We start from the raw sequence: 21,535 nt of genomic DNA, 5'->3' as shown, positions 1-21,535 counted from the left end.
CCTCCGCGGCAGCGGGGCAGTCCTCTGACCCCCGGTCCGTGCCCGGCTGTGGCGCGGCAGCGGTGCCGCGTTGTCGGACCGATCGACTACCGTCGGGAGGTCATGGAGCCGCGGTTCGGCGAGGCCATCATCGGGCGGGAGCACCCCGCGGCCCTGCTGCGCGCCGAAGTGGACCGGGTGACCGCCAGCCACGGCGGCCTGGTGCTGGTCACCGGCGAGCCGGGCATCGGCAAGACCACGCTGGTGAGCGCCGCCGCCGACGATGCCCGCCGGCGCGGGGCGCTGGTGCTCGGCGCCGCCTGCTGGGACTCCGACAGCGCACCCGGCTACTGGCCGTGGGTGCAGGTGCTGCGCCGCCTGGGTCGCTGGCCCGACGACTGGGCCCGGGCGCAGGCGGCCGCCGGGCCCGGGTTCGCCGCGCTGCTCGGCGAGCGCACCGGCGCCGACCCGGCCGGGGCGGAGCCGGCCGACGACGGCGGTCAGGCGGAGTTCGCCCTGCACGACGCCGTGACCACCGCGCTGGTTGCCGTCGCCCAGCACCGGCCGGTGGTGGTCGTCCTGGACGACCTGCACTGGGCCGATCCGGCCTCGATGCGGCTGCTCCAGTTCGCCACCCAGCACACCTGGTTCGAGCGGCTGCTGCTGGTCGGCACCTACCGCGACGCCGAGGTCGAGTCCGGCGACCACCGGCTCCGGCCGCTGCTGCTGCCGCTGACCGCCAAGGCCACCACCATCACCCTCGCCGGTCTGGCCCGCGACGAGGTGGCCGCGCTGATTCGCCGCACCGCCGGGCGGGAACCGGGCGCCGACCTCGTCGACGAGGTGCACCGGCGCACCGGCGGCAACCCGTTCTTCGTCGAGCAGACCGCCCGGCTGTGGCACACCGACGGCCTGGCCACCACCATCGCCCCCGGCGTACGGGAGGCGGTGCGCCGCCGGCTCGACCAGCTGCCCGCCCCGGTGGTCGAGGCGCTCACCGTGGCCGCCGTGCTCGGCCGCGACTTCCACCGCCAGGTCCTCGCCGCCTGCCTGCCCGGCCCGGTCGCGCAGGTGGACCGGCTGCTCGACCGCGCGGCCACCGCCCGGCTCGTGCTGGCCCGGGGCGGCGGCCGGTTCGCCTTCGCGCACGACCTGGTCCGGGAGACCCTCTACGACGGGTTGGCCGACGCCGAGCGCCGGGCCCGGCACGCCGCGGTGGTCCGGGCCGTCGACCGGTCCGCGGCGCTCGCCGAGCGGCTCATCCCGGCCGACCTGGCCCGCCACGCCTGGCTCGCCGGTGCCGACCTCGACCCGGGGCGGGCCGTCGAGCTGCTGGTCGCCGCCGCCCGGGAGGCCGGCGGCCGGCTGGCCGTGGAGGAGTCGGCGCAGCACTTCCGTCGCGCGCTGGAGGTCGCCGACGAGCCGGCCCGCCGGGTCAAGGTCCTGCTGGAGCTGGCCCAACTGCTGCACCACGTCGGGTCGCAGGACGAGGCCGAGCGGTTGCTCGGCGACGCCGCGACCCTGGCCCGCTCGCTCGATGAGCCGGCGGTGCTGGCCCGCGTCGCGCTCACCGCCCACCGGCAGGAGGCGCCCGCCCGCCGCCGCACCGACGCCGACGGGCTGGTCCGCGAGGCGTACCGGCGGTTGATCGGCGAGCCGGAGCCGGGGCGGGGGACGAGCGCCCTGGTCACCGACCTGATCACGGCCACCGAGACGCTTGCCCGGCACGGCCGCGACGACGAGGCGCTCACCTTCAGCCTGTGGGCGCGGCACGACACCACCTGGGGGCTCGGCACCGCCGAGGACCGGGCCGTGGTCACCGCGGAGATCCGGGAGGTGGCCCGCCGCACCGGCGACCGGGAGACCGAGCTGTGGGCGACCTCGCTGCGCTGGGTCGCGTTGCTCGAACTGGGCGACCCGGGCTACCAGCACGAGCACACCGCGTTCGTCGACGGCTGCCGGCAGGGCGAGGTCGCCCGGCAGCGGATGGCGGCGGCCATCGACAGCGGCATCATCGCTGGTTTCCGCGGCGACTTCGCCGCGGCCGCCGCGCACTTCGCCGAGATGGACGGGTACGGCGAGTGGGAGCACTCCGATCACGCCTTCATGGGCCAGCACCTGCGCTGGTCCCTGCTGCTGCTCCACGGTCGCCTGGCCGAGGCGGAGGCCCTGCTCGACGGGCCGGAGGCAGCCGGCCACCCGCAGCGGGAGCTGCTCCGGGCGATCACGGCGGCCGAGCGCGGCGACACGGAGACCGTCCTGCGGCTCACCGCCGGGATCGAGGCCGCCGGCACCACGTACCCCCGGCCGGTGTCGCCGTTGTGGCTGCGCCTGCGGGCGCAGGCGGCGGCCGCCGGCGCGGATCCCCGCCGCTGCGCCGAGGCGCGGGCGGCGCTGGAGCCGCACCGGGGCGGCTGGATGGCCGCGTTCTTCGGCTGCGACATCAGCGGGCCGGTCGACCTCTGGCTGGCCGCCGTCGACGCCGCCGAGCAGCGCTGGGACGACGCGGTCGCCGGGTACACGGCGGCCCGCGCCGCCGCCGACCGGATGGGCGCCCGGCCGTGGTCGTTGCTCAGCCGGGCCGGGCTGGTGGCCGCCCTGACCGGCCGGGGACGGGCCGGCGACGCGGCCGCGGCCGCCCGGCTGCGCGCCGAGACGGTGGCCGAGGCGCGGGCGCTCGGCATGACCCAGGTGCTGCACCGTCTGGGCGAGGTGGACGCGCCGGCTCCCGTCGCCGCCGGACCCGTGGCACGACCACTGGACGCGGACCTGACCGTCCCGACGCCGGCACCGGTCGCGGCGGGCCACGTCGTCGCTGCGCCGGCGCCGGCCGGAGCGGGCCACGTCGTCGCTGCGCCGGCTGGAGGGGGCCAGCTGGTCGCGGCCGGTTCCGGTGTCGTGAGCGGTCAGCGGGCCGGTGAGGCGGAGGCCGACGCCGAGCCGGAGTTCAGGCGGGACGGGGCCGTGTGGCGGCTCGCGTACGGCGGCACGGTGGCGTACCTGCCCGATGCCAAGGGCCTGCACGACCTGCGCCTGCTGCTGAGCCGGCCCGGCGTCGACGTGCCTGCGGTCGAGCTGCTCGACCCCGCCGCCGGGCCGGAGCTGGTCGCGGCCCGGCGGCTCGGTGGTGACCCGGTCCTCGACGACGAGGCCAAGGCCCGCTACCGGCGCCACCTGCAACGGCTCGACAACGAGATCGACCGGGCCGCCGTCCGGGGCGACGACCGGAAGGTGGCGGCCCTGGACGCTGAGCGCACCGCGTTGCTGGCCGAGCTGCGCGCCGCGGCCGGGCTGGCCGGGCGCACCCGCCGGCTCGGCGACGAGGCCGAGCGGGCCCGCAAGGCGGTGACGGCTCGGATCCGTGACACGCTGCGCCGGCTGGACGATCAGCATCCGGCGCTCGCCACGCATCTGCGGGCCACCGTCTCCACCGGCAGCTCCTGCCGCTACCTGCCCGCGGAGCCCGTGTCCTGGCGCCTGTCCGAGGCTGGTGAGGCAGCCGGCCGCTGAGGCCACGGCCCGGATCGACGATGATCAGCTACCGGACCGGCCCGACCACCACGGCCGGTCCGAGCGGCATATGCTCCCTCGATGTTCCGGAACCTCTTCAGCCGTGGTCAGCGGCCGGTCGAGCCGGCCGTCGACCTGGACCGAGCCCTCGACGACCTGGAGCTGCGTGCCGCGCGGGACAAGGCGTCCGCCGACTGGCGTGCCGCCCGCGACGTGATCGAGGCCGCCGGCTCCGACTGGGAACGCCGCGCCCGCCGGGTCTCCGTCCTCAGCGACGCCGCCGCCGACGACACGTGGCTGGACGCCTGGCTGGTGTCCGCTCCCGACGATCCGACCGCCGCCGTCCTCCTCGCCGCCACGCTCGCGGAACGAGCGGGCCGGGCGCGGGGTTCAGCCCCGGCCAGCCAGACGACTCAGGAGCAGTTCCAGGGGTTCGCCGAGCTGTCGGCCCAGGCCGCGGTCGCCGCGCGCCGGGCCATCGCCCTCGCGCCCCACGATCCGGTGCCGTGGATCGACGTGCTGTGGGCGATGTTCTCCGACGGCCGGTCGCGGCAGGCGGAGTTCCACCAGGCGTTCACCGAGGCGCGGCGCCGTGACCCGTTCAACCTGGGGGTCCACCTGGCGGCGGTGAGCTTCCTCTGCGAGAAGTGGTACGGCTCGCACGAGGAGATGTTCGGCCTGGCCCGGGCCACCGCGGCCGCCGCCCCGCCCGGGACGGCGGTCACGCTGCTTCCCCTGTTCGCGCACTTCGAATACGCGATGCGCGAGTTCAACTGGGGCACCCCCACCCCGGAAGGGGTGCTGGCCTGCCGCCGGTACTTCCAGCGCCCGGAGGTGCGCCAGGAGTACGACGCCTGCGCGGCGAAGTGGCGAGCGGCCGGCCCGCCCCGGCACGGCGACGCGATGGTGTGCCGCAACTGGCTCGCCCTCGCCTACTCGCTGTCCGACCGCCGGGACGAGGCGAAGGCCATGTTCGACGAGATCGGCCCGTACGCCACGAGCCCCGTGTGGGCGTACTTCTTCGGCGGTGTCAAGCACGGATTCGTGCACAACTGGCAGTGGGCGAACCGCGTCCGGTAGGGCGGGACGACGACGGGGGTGTCGCGGCGGCGACACCCCCGTCGTCCCGTCGGTTCAGCGGCGGTTGTAGCGGTACATGGTCAGCGTGCCGAAGACGACCACGAACCCGGCGCTCCACAACAGCAGCCACATGGTGTTCGTGGCGTCCGTCGACCCGCCCATCGCGGCGCGTACGGCCGCCACCAGGTGGGTGACCGGGTTGGCCTTGACGAACGCCTGGAGCCAGCCCGGCATGGTGGCCGGGTCGACGAAGACGTTGCTCAGGAAGGTCAGCGGGAACAGCACCATCATGCTGACCCCCATCACCGACTTCTCGCTGCGCAGCACCAGGCCGAAGAACGTCCAGACCCAGGAGAACGCGAACGAGAAGACCACCAGCAGGCCGATGCCGGCGAGCACCCCGAGCGGCCCGCCGGCGGGCCGGAACCCGAGCACCAGACCCACGCCGAGGATCACCAGCGCGGCGAGCACGTAGCGCAGCACGTCGCCGAAGATCATGCCGACCAGCGCGGCCGGCCGCCAGACCGGCAGGGTGCGGATCCGGTCGAAGACGCCCTTCTCGATGTCGTTGTTCAGCCCGACGCCGGTGTACATGGTGATCATCACGACGCTGGTCACCATGATGCCCGGCAGGAAGAACTGCAGGTAGTCCCGCGGGCTGTCGGCGAGCGCGCCGCCGAACAGGTAGGTGAACATCAGCACCATGATGATCGGGAACGCGGTCACGTCGAAGAGCTGCTCCGGCACGTGCTTGATCTTCAGCATCGCCCGCCAGCCGAAGGTCAGCGACGCCGACAGCGCGCCCGGCCTCGGCGGCCGCTCGCCCGGGGCGAGGACCGTCGCCAGCGCCTCGGCGGAGGGCACGTAGACGGACGGGGGCCGCCCGGTCGTGGTCGCGGTGTCGCTCATCGGGCCGCCTCCAGTTCGTCGTCCCGCTCGTCCGTCGACACGGCGGGGTGGTCGGTCAGGGCCAGGAACACCTCGTCCAGGCTGGGCTGGCCGAGGGAGAAGTCGTCCACCACGATGCCGGCCCGGGCCAGCTCACCGAGGGCCCGCGCGGCCTGCTCGCCGGCCTCCAGGTCGGTGCCGTCCTCGCCGACCCGGGCGGTGAGCACCACCGGGTCCGCCTCCGGCTGCACCGGCACGCCCAGCGCCACCCGCAGCACCTGCTCGGCCCGCGGCCGCTCGCCGGCGTCGCGCAGTCGTACGTGGACGGTGCCGGAACCGACCGACGACTTCAGCTCGCCCGGGGTGCCCTCCGCGATCACCCGGCCGTGGTCGACCACCGCGATCCGGCCGGCGAGCTGGTCGGCCTCGTCCAGGTACTGCGTGGTCAGCAGCACCGTGGTGCCGTGCGCGACCACCGCCCGGATGATCTCCCACACCTGGTTGCGGCTGCGCGGGTCCAGCCCGGTGGTCGGCTCGTCCAGGAAGAGCAGGTCCGGGGTGTTGAGGATGCTCGCCGCGATGTCGATCCGCCGCCGCATCCCGCCCGAGTACTTCTTCACCTGCCGGCCGGCCGCCTCGGTCAGCCCGAACGCGGCGAGCAGGCGGTCGGCCCGCTGCCGGGCCGCCGGCCGGCCCAGGCCGAGCAGCCGGCCCAGCAGGACCAGGTTCTCCGCACCGGTCAGGTCCTCGTCGAGCGAGGCGTACTGGCCGGTCAGGCTGACCCGGGCGCGGACCGCGTCCGCCTCGGTGACGACGTCGTGCCCGAACACCCGGGCCCGCCCGCCGTCCGGACGCAACAGCGTGGCCAGCACCCGCACCGCGGTGGTCTTGCCGGCGCCGTTCGGCCCGAGCAGCCCGTAGACGGTGCCGGCGGGGACCTGGAGGTCCAGGCCGTCGAGCGCTCGGGTCGAGCCGAACGACCGGACCAGGCCGTCGGCCTCGACGGCCGGGCCGGTGTTCCGGTTACTCATGATCACTACCTCTCTTCGTCGGTGTTCTCAGGAGACGTACGGTCGCGCCGCGCGGCCCTCGCGCAGCGCCAGGCCCCACCAGCAGAGCTCGTCGAGGAGCACCCGGGCGTCCTGCCGGAGTTGCTCCTCGACCCGCCCCGTGGGCTCGCCGTCGAGCAGGTCGACGCCGACGGTGTCCCGCACGGTCATCGCGTGCAGGGCGGTGAACACGGTCCGCAGCTGGTCGACCGCGTGCAGGCCGACCGACCGGCAGCCGTAGGACACGAACCCGACCGGCTTGGCCTGCCACTCGTCGTAGGCGTAGTCGATCGCCTGTTTCAACGAGGCCGGGAAGCTGTGGTTGTACTCGGGGGTGACCACGACGAACGCCTCCGCGCGGTTCACCTCCTGGGCGAACGACCGCATCGCCGGTGTCGGCTCGGCGGGCAGGCTGGCCGGGAAGTCGTATCCGGCCAGGTCGAGCACGGTCAGCGCCAGCTCTTCGCGCTGCCGCGCCTGTGCGGCGAACCAGCGACCGATCCGGTCGCCGATCCGCCCCTCCCGGGTGCTGCCGATGATCACGGCGAGCCGCAACGGCGTCATGCTCCCCTCCCGTTGGTGTCGGGCCTCATCCCGCAGGCGCCAGACGCCGCCCGGCGGCCCGCCAGATCCGATCTGGCGGACGCGTGTCGGGGGTGGCTGCTTCAATCGGTGCCGGAACCAAGGGGGACGGCATGACCGAGGTACGCCTCGCGCGGTGGAGCGCCGACGATCTGGCGCTGCTGCGGCAGCTCAACGCGCCGGAGGTACGGGCGCACACCGGTGGCCCGGAGACCGACGAGCAGGTGCTCGCCCGGCACGAGCGCTACCTGCGCGGCCCGGGCCCGCGCAGCGGGCACATGTTCACCGTCGGGCTGCCCGACGGGACGAAGGTGGGCAGCGTCGGCTACTGGGCGCGGGAGTGGCGCGGCGAGCCGGTCTACGAGATGGGCTGGGCGATCCTGCCGGCGTACCAGGGGCGGGGGCTGGCGAGCGCGGCGGTGCGGGCGCTGATCGCGGAGGCCGCGGCGCACGGCGACCGGCGCTTCGCGCACGCCTACCCGTCGGTGGACCATCCGGCGTCGAACGCGGTGTGCCGCAAGGCCGGGTTCACGCTGCTCGGCGAGACGGAGTTCGAGTACCCGCCGGGGCACCTCATGCGGTCGAACGACTGGCGCATCGCGCTGACGAGAGAAGGGTGACCGGGCGGGCTCGACCGATTTGCGTCTTCGCACAGGGGGTGCGCCACCCGTCGTCGGGTGCCGGGTCGCCGACAGTCGGTGACCTGCCGGTCGCCATACGCTGCCGGCGGCACATGACGCACGGGGGAGCGTGTCTCGTCTGCTGCCACGCGGGTCCCCGTCGCGTACCGACCGGAGAGGGGACCCCTGTGTCCATCGCACGTCGAAGTCTCGCCACGCTCACCGTCGCGGCGCTGGCCGCCGCCTTACCGGCCACCGCCGCCTCCGCCGCCCAGGAGCAGGATGTCGGAACCCTCCGGCTCGCCGTGAGCCAGCCGGACGGCGCGCCCGCCCGGGGCAGCGTCCAGGTGGCGGCCACCGACGACAGCTACGGCAACTACCTGGTGCTCGACGAGTCCGGGCAGCTCAGCGTGGAGGTGCCGGCCAACGACTACAAGATTCTGATCACCCCGGCCTACTACGACCCCGACCTGCCGGACGATGGGCTCCGGCAATGGGTGCCCGGGAAGACCGGTTACGCCCAGGCCGAGGCGTTCCGCGTGACCGCGGGGGGCACGACGGAGGTCGCCGAGCGGCTGCTCCCGCCGAGCCCGATCACCGTGCGGGCGCGGGACGCGATCACGGGCGCGCCGATCACCCGGGTCTGCGCGTACGCCGACGGCCGCGGCGGCAACTGCGACGACACCGAGATCACCATTCCCCGGCTCGTCCCCGGCCCGCAGACGATCCGGGTCTACACCGAGGACGGCAACCACCTGGCCACCGACGCCATGGTGAACGTGACCGAGGGCGACCCCGCCGCCGCGGTCGTCGATCTGACGCCCGCCGCCCACGTCGAGACGACGGTGGTCGACGCCGCAACCGGGGCGCCGGTCGCGGGAGCGTGCGCGACGGTCGCGCCGGCCGGCACCGGAGAACTGCCCAGCGTCGGCCCGCTGGCCTGCTCCGACAGCACGGGGCGCCTCCGGCTCGACAACGTCGAGGCCGGTTCCTGGAACCTCTTCGTCCGTCCGACCGGCGGCTCGCCGTACGGGGCGCAGTGGGTCGGCGCCACCGGCGGCACGGGCGACCCGGCGAGGGCCGGCACCGTCACCCTCGCCGCCGGCCGGACCGTCACCGTTCCGCCGATCCGCCTCGACCGGGCCGGGGTCATCACCGGCACGGTGACCAGCGCCGCCACCGGTGCGCCGGTCACCTCGGGCGAGGTCTCCCTCGCCCACTCCTCGGGCCTGTCCTACCTCAGCTGGGGCACCTACCTGGACGGTCAGGGCACCTACCGGATCGACTGGCTCGGCCCCTACCGCTGGCCGCTCTTGTTCACCACATCCGACCACGCCCTCCAGTGGTCGGGCGGGGTCGCCACCCGGGGTGAGGCGAGTACGGTGACCGTCCGGGCCGGTCGCAGCACGGCCTACAGCCCGGCACTGAAGCGCGGCACCCTCGTGACCGGTGGGCTGACCGACCCCGAGGGACGCCCGGTCAGCGCGACGCTGACCTTCCACAACGCCGGGACCGGCGAGGTGGTCGGGTCGGTGTGGGACTACGACGGCCGGTACGAGGTGCGGGTGCTTGGCCGGCAGGCCGTCACCGTCGCCTGGCAGTGGGGTGGGTTCGCCAGCTACGCCGGCTGGTACGACGGCGTTGCCGACCCCGCCGGGGCGAAGCGGGTCAGGGTCCCGGCCACCGGCACGCTGACGCTCGACCTCCGGGTGAGCCGGACCCCGGCGGCCTGAGCGGGCCGATGGTCCTGGTCGGGTGTGCCGAGGTACGCCCGACCAGGATCGGCGTCAGCGGGCCGCGTACGGCCGGGCCCGCGCAGCGGGCGCCTGTTCACCGTCGGGCTGCCCGACGAGACCAGGGCCCGCCGCGCCGCGGGAGGACGGATCAGCTGGCGCGGGCCTTACGGCTCCGGATGCTCGGGGCGAGCCGGAGCAGGGCCGTGCCGGCGATCAGGAGCGTCGCCCCGGCCACCAGCGACCACGTGATGCTGACGCCGGTGACGGGCAGAGAGGCCGAGCAGCCGGCGGCGGCCGCGGCGCATCCACGCTGGTACATGTTGAGTGCCTTTCTTTTCAGGAATTGATCCATACGCGGTCGCTTCCGCGCACGGTCTCGGCAAGTGCTCGCCAGTAGGCGAACGACCTGACCTGCTCGTAGCACCACTCGGGGAGCAGTGCGGCGGCGGTGAGCAGTGCCCACCGGCCCTGCCGGCGGACGGTCAGCGCGCGTTCGAGCACGAACACGGCGGTGAGCGCGAGCCAACGGGGGTCCCACGGGACGAAACCGATCAGGAACCACCCCGCGATCAGGCTGGCCAGGTAGATCGGAACGAGGAGCGACGTGGCGTAGATGCCGAGCTGCCGCAGCCAGTTGCCGGCATTCCACCAGCGGAAGCCGTACAGGCGCAGTGAGTCGAGCATGCCGCGCTGCCAGCGGACCCGCTGGGTGACGAGGGCCTGGATGGTCGGCATGGAGTCGGTGACGGCCTCGAATCCGGGGGCGACCCGGGGGCGGTAGCCCAGCGAACGGACCGCGAACGTCATCTCGATGTCCTCGGTGGCCGGGTCGCGGTGGTAGAACTCGCCCCGATAGCCGGGCAGGTCACCGACGGCGCGGGCGGCCAGGATCCGCCGGACCACCGGGACGGGGAAGAGGGTGGCCACCCCGGACAGGACGACGGCGTGGCCGCCCTTGCGCCAGACCCAGCGGGAGAAGCGGGCGTACTCGTTGCCCTGCAGGATGTCCAGCAGCCGGGGTTGGCGGTCCAGCCGGTAGTCGGCGCAGACCGCGCCGACGCGCCGGCGCTCCAGTCCGCGGACGGCGGCGGCGACCGCGCCGGGCGCGAGGATGCTGTCCGCGTCCGTGACCAGCAGCATGTCCTGGTCGTGGAGTTGCGGCAGCAGCAGGTTGATGGCCCAGTTGAGGGCGCCCGCCTTCTTGTGCGGGTTCCGACCGGGCATCTCCCACACCTCGGCCCCGGCCGCCCGCGCGACCGCGGCCGTGTCGTCGGAGCAGTTGTTCGGCACCACGACCAGCCGGTCCACCGGCCGGGTCTGCGCCTGGAGGGCGCGGATGGTGTCGGCGATGGTGCCCGCCTCGTTGTAGGCGGGCACCACCGCGAAGACCCGCTTGTGGTGATAAGTGCTCATGGGGCAGTCGCCCGTGAGATCGTCCACATCGGTGTCTGGGCCCCGTTTCCCGTCGCTGGACAGTCAATTGGTCCAACGAGAGACAATGTCGGGAGTGATACTCAATTTTGGGCCGCACCCGGCAGGCGGACGGCCAGCCGAAATGCGCTGAACGGTGGAGATTCGCTACGCGCCTAGCGAGCCACGTCCAGCCGGGTCCGCTGCTCCGGGGTCAGCTCCAGGTCGACCGCCGCGAGACTCTCCTCCAGTTGCGCCACCGAGGAGAAGCCGACCAGCGGGATCGCCGGCACGTCCCCGCCCAGCAGCCAGGCGAGCACCACCTGGTTGACCGTCGCCCCGGTCTCGTCGGCCACCGCGCGCAGCGCCGCCAGCCGGGCCGGGGTGCTCGGCAGGGCGTACTCCTCGCCGAGGCGTTCCGGCTTCGCGTACGCGCCCTTGAGCAGCGGCGAGTACGCCACCAGGGTGAGCTGCGGCTCGGCCCGCAGGTAGCTGGCCAGGTCCGGGCCGACCGCGCCCACGTCGCCGTCCGGGTCCAGCTCGCCCGGCAGGTCCAGCCGCCGGGGCAGGTAGCTGCGGTGGTACTGGAGCACCTCGTACCCGGGCAGGCCGGCCGCGGCGGCGACGGCCCGGGCCCGCTCGACCCGCCAGGCGCGGTGGTTGCTCGCGCCCAACAGGCCGACGGTGCCCTCGGCGACCAGCTCCGCGAAGCCCTGGACCGTCTCCTCCAGCGGCACGGTCCGGTCCTCGATGTGCGCGTAGAGCAGGTCGAGCCGGTCCACGCCGAGCCGTTCCCGGCTGCGCTCGGCCGACTCGCGGATCACCTTGGCCGACAGCCCCTCGGCGTTGTCCACGTAGCTGGTGCCCGGGGCGAGGGGGCGGGCACCGAGCTTGGTGGCGATGACCACCTCGCGGCCGACGCCCCGGCTGCGCCGCCAGCGGCCGAGCAGCTCCTCGCTCTCCCCGCCCTGGCCCCCGTTCTGCCAGAACGCGTAGTTGTCGGAGGTGTCGATGAAGGTGCCGCCGGCCTCGACGTACCGGTCGAGGATGGCGTACGAGGTGGCCTCGTCCGTGGCGGTGCCGAAGAGCATCGCGCCGAGGCTGAGCACGCTGACCTCGCGGCGGGTGGCCGGGTCGGTGCCGATGGTGCGGTAACGCATGGAGTCCTCCCCGTCAGACGGTGGCCCCCACCCTCCACCTTCGAGTGCGCGCGAAGTCAAACCTTCACCAGGGCAGCACCCCGTAGCCGCCGCCGGCGTCCATCTGGTAGCCCCAGAGCAGGCCGCTCGGCCCGTCGGCTGGCAGGGTCGCCAGGTGCACGCTGACCTCCGCGCCCTCCTCGGCGGTGCGGAAGCCGCTGTGGTGGTTGAGGTCGGTGGCGCAGTAGCCGGGGTTGGCCGCGTTCACCTTGATCGGGGTGTCCCGCAGCTCCTTGGCGTACATGGCGGTGATCATGTTGAGCGCCGTCTTCGAGGACGGGTAGGGGATCGAGGTCAGCGCGAACAGGGCGCCCTCCGGGTCGGTCATCACGGCGATCGAGCCGACCTCGCTGGAGACGTTGACGATCCGGGCGGCCGGCGCCCGGCGCAGCAGCGGCAGCAGCGCGTTGGTCACCGCGACCACGCCGAACACGTTGGTCTCGTACACCTCGCGCAGCGTGTCCAGGGTGGTGTCGGTGGGCAGCCCGGCGCCGTCGGCCCGGATGATGCCGGCGTTGTTGACCAGCACGTCCAGGTGGCCGTACTCCCGCTCGACCAGCTCGGCCGCGGCGGCGACCGACGCCGCGTCGGTGACGTCCAGCGGCACGAAGCGGGCGTCCACCCCCTCGGCGCGCAGTTTGTCGGCCGCCTCCCGGCCGCGCGCGGCGTCGCGCGCCCCGACCAGCACGGTCATCCCGCGCGCGCCGAGCTGCCGGGCGGTGGCCAGGCCGATTCCCTTGTTGGCCCCGGTGATCAGGGCGATCGTCGTCGTCATGCGGTCGAGGCTGCCGCCGGTCGCGGGCCGGCGGGAGAGGCCCGCCGAGGCTGGTACCGGCGGTACCACCCTCGCCCGCCGGCGTTGCGGCAGGCTGGGGGGCATGAGCACGCTGCGCCGCGACGAACTGGCGAACTTCCTGCGCACCCGCCGCGCCCGGTTGCGCCCCGCCGAGGTCGGCCTCCCCGAGGGGGTACGCCGCCGCACGCCGGGCCTGCGCCGCCAGGAGGTCGCCCAGCTCGCGGGCATGTCCATCGACTACTACATCCGGCTGGAGCAGGGGCGCGGCCCACATCCGTCCCGGCAGGTGCTCGCGGCGCTGGCCCGGGCGCTGCTGCTCAGCCGGGACGAGCGGGTGTACCTGTTCCAGGTCGCCGGGGACTGCCCGCGGGACGCGACCGGCCCGTCCCGGGAGGTGCCGCCCGGGATGCGGCACCTGCTCGACGCGATGTCGGAGACGCCCGCCTACCTGGTCGACGCCGCGTACGAGATTCTGGCCTGGAACCGGCTGGCCGCCTGGTTCGTCGGCGACCTGTCGGCGGTGCCGGCGGGCGAGCGGAGCATGGTCCGCTGGATGTTCGGCCGGACCGTGCCCGAGTCGCACTGGGCCGACCCGGAGGTGCTGCGTTTCGCCCGGACCACGGTGGCCGACCTGCGGGCCGCGTACGGCCGTTACCCGGCCGACCCGGCGCTGGCCGCGCTGGTCACCGAGCTGCTCGGGCTCTCCCCGCGGTTCGCCGCGCTCTGGGCCGAGCACGAGGTGGGGGAGCGGCGCCCGACGGTCAAGCGGGTCGCCCACCCGGAGCTGGGCCCGCTGGAGTTCGAGTGCCGGGTGCTGCACGTGCCGGAGACCGACCAGCGGCTGATCGTCTACGTCGCCGCGCCGGGGTCGCCGACCGAGGCCGCGTTCCGCCGGGTCGCCGCGCGGGTCGACTCCTGAAGTTGCGACCGGGGGCCCGGCGGCCGGGCCCCGGTCGCGCGGCGGCTCATTCCGGCACGTAGTCGAAGGTGTCCGGGTTCGGTCCCTGCCGGCCCGGCTCGCCCTTGTTCAGCCCGTTGATCCGGTCCATGGTCGCGTCGTCCAGCTCGAAGTCGAAGATCCGGAAGTTCTCCTCGATCCGGCTCGGCGTGGTCGACTTCGGGAAGACGATGTCGCCGCGCTGCACGTGCCAGCGCAGCACCACCTGCGCCGGGGTCCGGCCGGCCTCCTCGGCGATGTCGACGATGGTCGGGTCGTCCAGCACCTTGCCCTGGGCGATCGGCGACCACGCCTCGGTGAGGATGTTGTGCGCCTTCCCGTACGCGCGCACCTCCTCGTTGCCGAAGTACGGGTGCACCTCGATCTGGTTGACCGCCGGCACGATCTGCGCCTCGGCGGCCAGCCGCTCCAGGTGGGCCACCTGGAAGTTGGAGACGCCGATCGACCGCGCCCGGCCGTCGCGCTGGAACTCCTCCAGCACCCGCCAGGTGGAGACGAAGTCGCCGTCGTAGAGCGTCGGCAGCGGCCAGTGGATGAGGAACAGGTCGAGGTAGTCGAACTTCAGCTCCGCGAGAGTCGACTCGAACGCCCTGCGGGCGTCGTCCGGGCGGTGGAAGGCGTTGTTCAGCTTGCTGGTGACGAACACCTCGCCGCGGTCCAGCCCGGAGGTGCGCACCGCCTGCCCGACCTCGGCCTCGTTGCCGTACATCTCGGCGGTGTCGATGTGCCGGTAGCCGATCTCGAGCGCGGTGCTGACGGCCTGCGCGGTGTCCTTCGGGTCGATCTGGAAGACCCCGAAGCCGAGCTGCGGGATGGTGTTGCCGTCGTTGAGCGAGATGTCGGGAACGCTGTTCGGGGCCATGGAAGCCTCATCTCCGATCGTCCGGGTGCCCGGGAACGCTTCCACGCGCGGCTCCGGGCCTGCCACCCGGGTTCTCTACCCGCTCGACCCGGCTCGTCACGGCCGCCGCCGGGTGATCTGCGCCGCCACCCTGGCGGGCACGTCGGTGCCGGTGGCGCAAGGTCGGCGGCGCACATCAGTTCGCGCTCAGGCTGTGTGTGGCGGACACATATCGGTGGGCATCAATGCTTGCAAGAATCCTGCAATTAGTTTCATCAATCTGCAAGATTCCAACACCACCCGAACGGGAGCGTCATGTCGTCCATCCGAAACGGTCTCCGCCGTCGCCTGCTCACCCTGCTCGCCGCCACCGCCGTCACCGTCGGCGCCGCCCTCGGCCTGGCCGCGCCGGCCTGGGCGATCAGCCACTCCAGCGCCACCTCGCAACTGCGCGCCGCCGGCATCTCCTGGACCTCCAGCGGCAACTGCAGCGACCGCTACGTCTCCACCTGCACCTCCTTCGAGGGCATCCGCCAGGCCACCATCGACGGCATCATCACCTTCAAGCGCGCCAGCGGCTGCGCCATCACCATCACCGCCGGCACCGAGGTCGGCCACGCGAGCGGCACCTACAGCCACTGGAACGGCTACAAGGTGGACATCGCCCTGAGCACCTGCATCCAGAACTACATCTCCGCCGCCTACACCTACGTCGGCTACATATCCGGCTTCGGCTACCAGTACCGCGCTCCCTCCGGCAACCTCTACACGAAGGAGGGCAACCACTGGGACATCCTCTACTACACCTGCGGCTGCTGACCCACGCTCCGCCCGCCCTGGCCGGCCTCGAAGAGGACCGGCCAGGGCCGGTCGGCGGACGCGAGTGCCACTGTCGCCGGTGGCGGCTCCGTGACGGCCAGCACCTCGGCCGCCAGCTGCCCGAACATCGGGGCCGCCGGGTGCCCCGCCCGGGCCGGCCAGGCCGCCGACGTGCGCTTGACCAGCGGGGCTCCGACCAGCGGCCGCCAGGCGACCCGCGGCTCGCGGCGGGCCACCGACTCCGGTTCCAGGGCGACCGCGCCGCCGGCCAGCAGCAGCCCGAACAGGAACTCCGGGTTGCGGGCGGGCCGGACCCGGGCGGGTGAGAAACCGTAACGGCGGCAGATCGCCAGCAGGTGCCCGTGCCAGCCGGGCGCGGTGGCCGGCGGTGCGGTGATCAGGTCCAGGCCGGCCAGGTCGGCCAGCTCCACCTCGCGGGCCCGGGCCGCCGGGGCGGCCCGGGGCAGCAGCACCCCGACCGGCGCGTCCACGGCCGGGCCGAAGCGCAGCCCCGCCTCCTCCACCGGGTGGTGCAGCAGGCCCACGTCGAGCCGCCCCTCGGCCAGCATCCGCCCCTGCTCCGCGCTGGTCAGCTCGTGCAGGTCCAGGTCGATCCCGGGCGCCCGGGCGGCGAGCCCGTCGAGCAGCGCGCGCAGCGTCACGGCCGGGGTCTCCGGGGGTACGCCGGCGCGCAGCACGCCGAGCGCGCCCCGGCGTACCTGGTCGACCAGGTTGCGCAGCCGGCGCTCCCCGGCGAGCAGCTCGTCGGCCTCGCCGAGCAGGAGCTGGCCGGCCGTGGTGAGCCGGACCTGCCGCTGCGACCGGTCGAAGAGGGTGGCGCCCAGCTCGCGTTCCAACCGCTGGATCGACTGGCTCAGCGGCGGCTGCGCCATGCCCAGCACCTCGGCCGCCCGGCCGAAGTGCAGCTCCCGGGCCACCACCACGAAGTGCCGCAGGTGTCGCAGCAGGTCCACGACGGGCACCCTACGCCCGCGGTGATCGCCGCTGGCTAGCGTGTCGGGGTGAGCGCGGAGCGGATCGGGGACATCTTCCAGCGGGCCGGGATCGGCGGCAGCCTGCACGCCGTGGACGTCGACGCGCCGGGGCGGGAGGTGGCGCTGCGCGCCGACGAGCAGGTGGTGATCGCCTCGGTGTTCAAGATCCTGCTCGCGCTGGAGTTCGCCCGGCAGGTCGTCGCCGGCCAGCTCGACCCGGTGGAGCGGGTGCTGGTCGGCGCCGGTGACCGGCTCGGCGGCTGGGGCGTCGCCGGCTGCGCCGACGACGTCGAGGTGTCCCTGCGCGACCTGGCCTACTTCGCCATGTCGGTCAGCGACAACACGGCCGCCGACCTGCTGCTGCGCCGGGTCGGCCCGGACGTGCTGCCGATGCTCGCCGCCGAGCTGGACCTGCCGCGTACCCGGATCGTCGGCGGCCCCCGGCAGCTGGTCGAGACGATGCTCGCCGACGTGGGGGCCCGCACCGAGGCCGACTTCGCCCGGATCTTCCCGACCCTGCCGCCGGAGCGGGTCCGGGCCATGCGGGTCTTCGACCCGGCACACACCACCTCCAGCACGGCCCGGGAGATGACCCGGCTGCTCGGCCTGATCTGGCGGGACGAGGCCGGGCCGCCGGTCGCCTGCGCGATGGTCCGCGAGCTGATGGCCCGGCAGCTGTTCTGGACCCGGCTCGCCGCCGGCTTCCCGCCGGGCGTCCGGGTCGCCGGGAAGACCGGCACCCTGCCCGGTCTGCACCTGGAGGCCGGGGTCGTCGAGTATCCCGACGGCGGCCGGTACGCGGTGGCCGTCTTCGCCCGCACCGAGCGGCTCAGCACCCGCCGGATCGACGTGGACCTGGCCATGGGCGAGGCCGCCCGGGCCGCGGTCGAGGCCCTGCGCGCCGGCTGAATTTCCCGGCCGGGCCGGCCCGATCTGACCGGCCATGACCTGCGGCGATATCCGGGCGCATATCGGCCGTGCCGCCGGCCGATCTTGGACGTGGGCGGGCGGCCGGTGGTGGGGTGGGCGTACCGATCAACCTGCTCCACGGGGAGGACGCTCCATGCTCGACGAACGGTCGTACGGCCGCCGCCGTTTCCTGCGCGACGCCGCGGTCGGCGCCGCCGCCGTGTCCACCGCCGGCCTCGCCGCCGGCGCGCCGGCCCGCGCCGCCGCCACCCCGGCCGCCGCCGGGACCCGGCGCTCCGGCGCGGTCAGCTTCCGCTGGTGGGGTACGTCCGGCTGGCGGATCGACATCGGCGACCGGACGGTGCTGGTCGACCCGTACCTGAGCCGCTACGACACCGGCCTGTTCCGGGGCGCGTTCGACCAGGACACGCCCCTGACGGTGCGGCCCGCGGTCATCGACCCGCTGGTGGACCGGGCCGACAACATCCTGGTCACGCACACCCACTGGGACCACTTCAACGACGTGCCCTACATCGCGGGTCGCACCGGCGCCCGGGTCCTCGGCACCCTGACCGCCTACCACCTCGGGCTGGCGTACGGGGTGCCGTCCGGGCAGCTCGCCCCGGTCAAGGGCGGCGAGGTGCTCGACTTCGGCGGCTACACGGTCGAGGTGGTCAGCTCCCTGCACAGCCGCAACGCCGGTTGGTCGATGGCCTTCCCCGGGGTCCGGGTGAGCCGGCCGGCGAAGCCGGAGAAGATCGCCGACCTGCCCGAGGGGGACACCCTGGCGTACCAGATCCGGGTCGACGGCGGACCGTCGGTGTTCTTCATGGGGGCGAGCGACTTCGTCGAGCGCAACCTGGTCGGGCTGGCCCCCGACGTGGCGATGGTGGCCTCCGCCGCGACCACCGCCACCGCCGACTACGTGCCCCGGCTGATGGCCGCCCTCGATCACCCGAAGGTCGTGGTGCCGGTGCACTGGGACAACTTCGAGACCCTGCTGACCAACCCGCCGACGGTGGCACCCAGCGATCGCGAGCGCCTCGACGGCCTGATCGCCGCGGTCCGGAAGGCGTCGCCGCGCAGCCGCGTGCTGGTGCCGGAATACCACACGGCGTACCACTTCTGACGCCGCTCGCGGAGGGGCCGGGCCACGGGGGCCGGCCCCTCCGCTCAACCGGGGCCGGCCCCTCCGCTCAGCCGGGGCCGGCCCCTCCGCTCAGCCGGCGGTCAGGTCGCGCAGGGCCAGCACCGACTTCCAGTTCCGGGTGGTCGCCACCACGCCCAGCTTCTTCTCCAGGTGCGCGTTGGTGAACTTCGTCCGCCCGTAGCCGCCGTCGGGAAAGTGCAGGTGCACCTCGCGGCCGTCGACCGTGAACTCCAGGTTCTCCCCGTCCGGCGCGGCCAGGTCCCTGACCTTGGCCGGGCTCGGCGCCGCGGCGAGGAAGGCCACCAGCACCCGCGTCGGGTCGTCCTGCTTGCCGGCGTACGGGCTGGCCGCGACGACCGCCGCGAGTTCGTCGCCGCTGCGCACCAGCACCGGCACGCGCAGGTCCAGCTCGTCGGCGAGCTTGCGGGCGATGCCCTCGGCCAGCACGTCGTCCTTGGCCGGCGGGCCGCTGAAGACGACGTTGCCGCTCTGCAGGTAGGTCTTGACGTCCTCGTGCCCGAGGTCGGTGACCAGGCGGCGCAGGTCGGCCATGGCGAGCCGGGTGGTGCCGACGTTGACGCCCCGGAGCAGGGCGGCGTAGCGGGTCATTCGGGCCTCCTCGCCTCGGCCTCCACGGGACCCCAGCGTAGAACCGGCCGCACCCGTCACGCGCGTGCGAAGACATGACTCACGTTCGTGACGTATTTGTTATCCGGGGCTCCCTCCCGCCGCACCGTCGCAAGTGGTTGCCTGAAGGCAACATTCCCCTGGTCAGCTGCTGCCTCGCGCGGCGGCGACGGGGCAACTGCTCACCCGACGGCGGTGGCCGGAGCTGATCACCGCCTCACAGCAGGAGGCATCCGCGTGCGAATGAGACGACCGAGCCGGATCGCGGCCGCGGTGGCGGGCGTGACAGCGCTCGCCTTCACGGTCTCGGCCCCGGCCGAGGCGAACGACCACGAGAACCTTCCCGGCGAACCGACCATCACGCTGCCGATCAACGACAGCGCGGCGGGCGGCAGCTACAACCAGGACTTCACCCGGGTCTACGCCAACACGACCCCCGACGGCACCCCGGTCTACATCTACGTGCCGGTGGGAACACCGCTCAACGGCACCGCACCCGCCGGTGTGGACAGCCTCGACCCGCAGTTCGACCACAACCCGGACGACGAGTTCGTCCCCTGTGCCACCGCCGCCGCGGGGCAGTTCACCCTCACCCAGGCGCAGATCAACTACGTCGGCGACAAGCTCGCCGGCCAGATCGTCGCGGTGGACGAGGAGCACTTCGGTCCGATGGAGGCGGCCGACCCGGACGAGCCGGCCAGCGACTCGCTCGTGATGGTCATCTACAACATCCAGGACGACGCCTACTACGACTGCGCCGTCGGGTCGTACACGGCGGGCTACTTCGCGCCGGACTTCATCGACAGCAACGGCATGAACGTGATCGTCGTCGACGCTCTCGACTGGGCCAACCGGGTCGGCCCGAACAGTTCGCCCTGGCGGGACGCCGACCCGGCCAACGACCGCCCCGAGCTGTACGAGGGCACCGTCGCCCACGAGCTGGAGCACCTGCTGCACAACTACAGCGACCCCGGTGAGCTCTCCTGGGTCGACGAGGGGCTGGCCGACTTCGCCATCTTCCTCAACGGCCTGGACGCCGGCGGCTCGCACCTGAGCAACCACCAGGTGCTGTACGAGGAGACGTCGCTGACCCGGTGGGGCGGCACCCTCGCCAACTACGGCGCCGCGTTCACCTACTTCCAGTACCTCTGGGAGCAGGCCGGCGGCAACGGCGACGGCACCTACACGCCGGACAAGCAGTACGACGGCCGGGCCGGTGACCTGCTCATCAAGATGATCTTCGAGGAGCAGGCCGACGGGATGACCGGCGTGCAGAACGCCATCGACGACTTCAACGCGGAGACCGGCGGCAACCTGCGCAGCGCGGCCGACCTGTTCCGCGACTGGTCGGTGGCGGTCTACCTGGACGACGAGGACTCGCCGATCTACGACATCAAGGCGTTCAACTTCGGCGACCCGGCCGACACCTCCTGGACCATCGACATCGCCGACGACGTCTACTGGGGCGGCCGGGGCAGCTACAACGGCGCCACCCCGGAGGCCAAGTGGGCGCGGCTGAAGAACCGTCCCGACACCACCGCCGTGCCGTTCGGCATGTCGGTCGAGCGGTTCCGCAACCCCGGCCCGACGGTGTCGCTGGCCTTCGACGGCGACGACGAGACGGTGATCCCGCCGCACACCGGCACCACCCACTGGTACGCCGGGTACGAGAGCCAGGACGACAACATCCTGGACGTCACCACCTCCGGTGCGGTCACCTCGCTGGACTTCTGGAGCTGGTACTTCATCGAGGAGGGCTGGGACTACGGCTTCGTCGAGGCGCTCGTCGGCGGCAACTGGGTGACGGTGCCGGTGCGCAACGACGCCGGCCAGGTCGTCACCACCGACGACGACCCGCACGGCAACAACGAGGAGGGCAACGGCCTGACCGGCACGTCCGGCGGGGCGTACTTCGTCGACGACCCGGTCTACGTGCACCTCACCGCCGACCTGCCGGCCGGCACGACGGACGTGCGGTTCCGGTACTCGACCGACGCCGCGTACCTGGACACCGGCTGGTTCGTCGACGACGTCCGGGTCAACGGCGCCGCCGCGACCCTCACCTCGGCCGCCGGCAACTGGGTGGCCACCACCGGCGTGCAGGACAACAACTGGACGGTGCAGGTCGTCAGCCACTGCGACCTCACGCCGGGTGTCACCTCGACGGGGGAGACCACCGACGGCGCCGGCAACTGGGTCTACCGGTACACCGGGGACGAGGTCGACGTGGCCGGCCTCAGGACCCGGTGCGCCAACGGCAACCAGGACGACTTCGCCGTCCTGATCTCCAACCTGCCGACCGGTGACCTCACCTACCTGGACGCGGACTACACCTTCCGGGTGACCAACACGGGCAACCGGAAGTAGCTCGCCCACCCCGTCGGGCC

Annotated in this window: 19 protein-coding genes; 9 read left to right on the top strand and 10 right to left on the bottom strand. The window is 73.5% G+C overall.

Annotation, left to right across the window (positions count from 1 at the left end; all coding sequences use genetic code 11):
- Nucleotides 1–102 precede the first annotated feature (102 nt).
- Nucleotides 103–3,489 carry an ATP-binding protein gene (locus ACW0Q9_RS03735; RefSeq protein WP_456178437.1) on the top strand — a complete coding sequence of 1,129 codons (3,387 nt, stop codon included), beginning with the start codon at nt 103–105 and terminating at the stop codon, nt 3,487–3,489.
- A gap of 81 nt (nt 3,490–3,570) precedes the next feature.
- Complete coding sequence (locus ACW0Q9_RS03730) at nt 3,571–4,569, top strand: hypothetical protein (protein WP_456178436.1); 999 nt, start codon at nt 3,571–3,573, stop codon at nt 4,567–4,569.
- A gap of 54 nt (nt 4,570–4,623) precedes the next feature.
- Here the strand turns inward: ACW0Q9_RS03730 and ACW0Q9_RS03725 are convergent, their stop codons facing one another.
- The 3 genes from ACW0Q9_RS03725 to ACW0Q9_RS03715 are packed head-to-tail and all read right to left on the bottom strand — an operon-like array spanning nt 4,624 to nt 7,070.
- Nucleotides 4,624–5,478: an ABC transporter permease gene (locus tag ACW0Q9_RS03725; RefSeq protein WP_456178435.1), complete on the bottom strand. Its 855-nt coding sequence runs from the start codon at nt 5,476–5,478 to the stop codon at nt 4,624–4,626.
- Nucleotides 5,475–6,488 carry an ATP-binding cassette domain-containing protein gene (locus tag ACW0Q9_RS03720; RefSeq protein ID WP_456178434.1) on the bottom strand — a complete coding sequence of 338 codons (1,014 nt, stop codon included), beginning with the start codon at nt 6,486–6,488 and terminating at the stop codon, nt 5,475–5,477. Before ACW0Q9_RS03720 ends, ACW0Q9_RS03725 begins: the two co-directional genes overlap by 4 nt.
- A gap of 27 nt (nt 6,489–6,515) precedes the next feature.
- Nucleotides 6,516–7,070, bottom strand: coding sequence for an NADPH-dependent FMN reductase (locus tag ACW0Q9_RS03715; protein WP_456178433.1), 555 nt, complete (start codon nt 7,068–7,070; stop codon nt 6,516–6,518).
- A 131-nt stretch (nt 7,071–7,201) separates the two neighbouring features.
- On the opposite strand from ACW0Q9_RS03715, the gene ACW0Q9_RS03710 reads away from it, so the two are divergent.
- On the top strand, nt 7,202–7,708 hold the full coding sequence (locus ACW0Q9_RS03710) for a GNAT family N-acetyltransferase (protein WP_456178432.1): 507 nt from the start codon (nt 7,202–7,204) through the stop codon (nt 7,706–7,708).
- A gap of 188 nt (nt 7,709–7,896) precedes the next feature.
- Nucleotides 7,897–9,441, top strand: a complete 1,545-nt coding sequence (locus ACW0Q9_RS03705; RefSeq protein WP_456178431.1) for a hypothetical protein — start codon at nt 7,897–7,899, stop codon at nt 9,439–9,441.
- 151 nt (nt 9,442–9,592) lie between these two features.
- On the opposite strand, the gene ACW0Q9_RS03700 is transcribed toward ACW0Q9_RS03705, so the two are convergent.
- The 4 genes from ACW0Q9_RS03700 to ACW0Q9_RS03685 form a co-directional block, all read right to left on the bottom strand.
- Nucleotides 9,593–9,763 carry a hypothetical protein gene (locus ACW0Q9_RS03700; protein WP_254331976.1) on the bottom strand — a complete coding sequence of 57 codons (171 nt, stop codon included), beginning with the start codon at nt 9,761–9,763 and terminating at the stop codon, nt 9,593–9,595.
- Nucleotides 9,764–9,780: 17 nt separating this feature from the next.
- A complete protein-coding gene (locus ACW0Q9_RS03695; protein ID WP_456178430.1) occupies nt 9,781–10,857 on the bottom strand; it encodes a glycosyltransferase family 2 protein in 1,077 nt (358 codons plus the stop codon).
- Between the two features lie 173 nt (nt 10,858–11,030).
- On the bottom strand, nt 11,031–12,014 hold the full coding sequence (locus ACW0Q9_RS03690; RefSeq protein ID WP_456178429.1) for an aldo/keto reductase: 984 nt from the start codon (nt 12,012–12,014) through the stop codon (nt 11,031–11,033).
- Nucleotides 12,015–12,078: 64 nt separating this feature from the next.
- The gene (locus tag ACW0Q9_RS03685) at nt 12,079–12,828 is read right to left on the bottom strand and encodes an SDR family oxidoreductase (RefSeq protein ID WP_456178428.1); all 750 of its coding nucleotides are present in this window, start codon (nt 12,826–12,828) and stop codon (nt 12,079–12,081) included.
- Nucleotides 12,829–12,931: 103 nt separating this feature from the next.
- On the opposite strand from ACW0Q9_RS03685, the gene ACW0Q9_RS03680 reads away from it, so the two are divergent.
- The gene (locus tag ACW0Q9_RS03680; protein ID WP_456178427.1) at nt 12,932–13,768 is read left to right on the top strand and encodes a helix-turn-helix transcriptional regulator; all 837 of its coding nucleotides are present in this window, start codon (nt 12,932–12,934) and stop codon (nt 13,766–13,768) included.
- A gap of 46 nt (nt 13,769–13,814) precedes the next feature.
- On the opposite strand, the gene ACW0Q9_RS03675 is transcribed toward ACW0Q9_RS03680, so the two are convergent.
- Entirely contained in the window at nt 13,815–14,669 is an 855-nt protein-coding gene (locus ACW0Q9_RS03675) for an aldo/keto reductase (RefSeq protein ID WP_456178426.1), read from the bottom strand.
- Nucleotides 14,670–14,963: 294 nt separating this feature from the next.
- Between ACW0Q9_RS03675 and ACW0Q9_RS03670 the strand changes: the two genes are divergently transcribed.
- Entirely contained in the window at nt 14,964–15,467 is a 504-nt protein-coding gene (locus ACW0Q9_RS03670) for a hypothetical protein (protein ID WP_456178425.1), read from the top strand.
- Here the strand turns inward: ACW0Q9_RS03670 and ACW0Q9_RS03665 are convergent.
- A complete protein-coding gene (locus ACW0Q9_RS03665) occupies nt 15,449–16,441 on the bottom strand; it encodes a LysR family transcriptional regulator (RefSeq protein WP_456178424.1) in 993 nt (330 codons plus the stop codon). The two genes, ACW0Q9_RS03670 and ACW0Q9_RS03665, sit on opposite strands and share 19 nt — an antisense overlap.
- 48 nt (nt 16,442–16,489) lie before the next feature.
- On the opposite strand from ACW0Q9_RS03665, the gene ACW0Q9_RS03660 reads away from it, so the two are divergent.
- A complete protein-coding gene (locus ACW0Q9_RS03660) occupies nt 16,490–17,371 on the top strand; it encodes a serine hydrolase (protein ID WP_456178423.1) in 882 nt (293 codons plus the stop codon).
- 154 nt (nt 17,372–17,525) lie between these two features.
- Nucleotides 17,526–18,500, top strand: a complete 975-nt coding sequence (locus ACW0Q9_RS03655) for an MBL fold metallo-hydrolase (RefSeq protein ID WP_456178422.1) — start codon at nt 17,526–17,528, stop codon at nt 18,498–18,500.
- A 90-nt stretch (nt 18,501–18,590) separates the two neighbouring features.
- On the opposite strand, the gene ACW0Q9_RS03650 is transcribed toward ACW0Q9_RS03655, so the two are convergent.
- Nucleotides 18,591–19,130, bottom strand: a complete 540-nt coding sequence (locus ACW0Q9_RS03650; RefSeq protein WP_456178421.1) for a DUF1697 domain-containing protein — start codon at nt 19,128–19,130, stop codon at nt 18,591–18,593.
- A gap of 261 nt (nt 19,131–19,391) precedes the next feature.
- On the opposite strand from ACW0Q9_RS03650, the gene ACW0Q9_RS03645 reads away from it, so the two are divergent.
- Nucleotides 19,392–21,515, top strand: coding sequence for a hypothetical protein (locus tag ACW0Q9_RS03645; protein WP_456178420.1), 2,124 nt, complete (start codon nt 19,392–19,394; stop codon nt 21,513–21,515).
- Nucleotides 21,516–21,535 lie beyond the last annotated feature (20 nt).

Source organism: Micromonospora sp. I033 (genome assembly GCF_053890995.1).
This window is presented reverse-complemented; position numbering and strand designations above follow the sequence as displayed.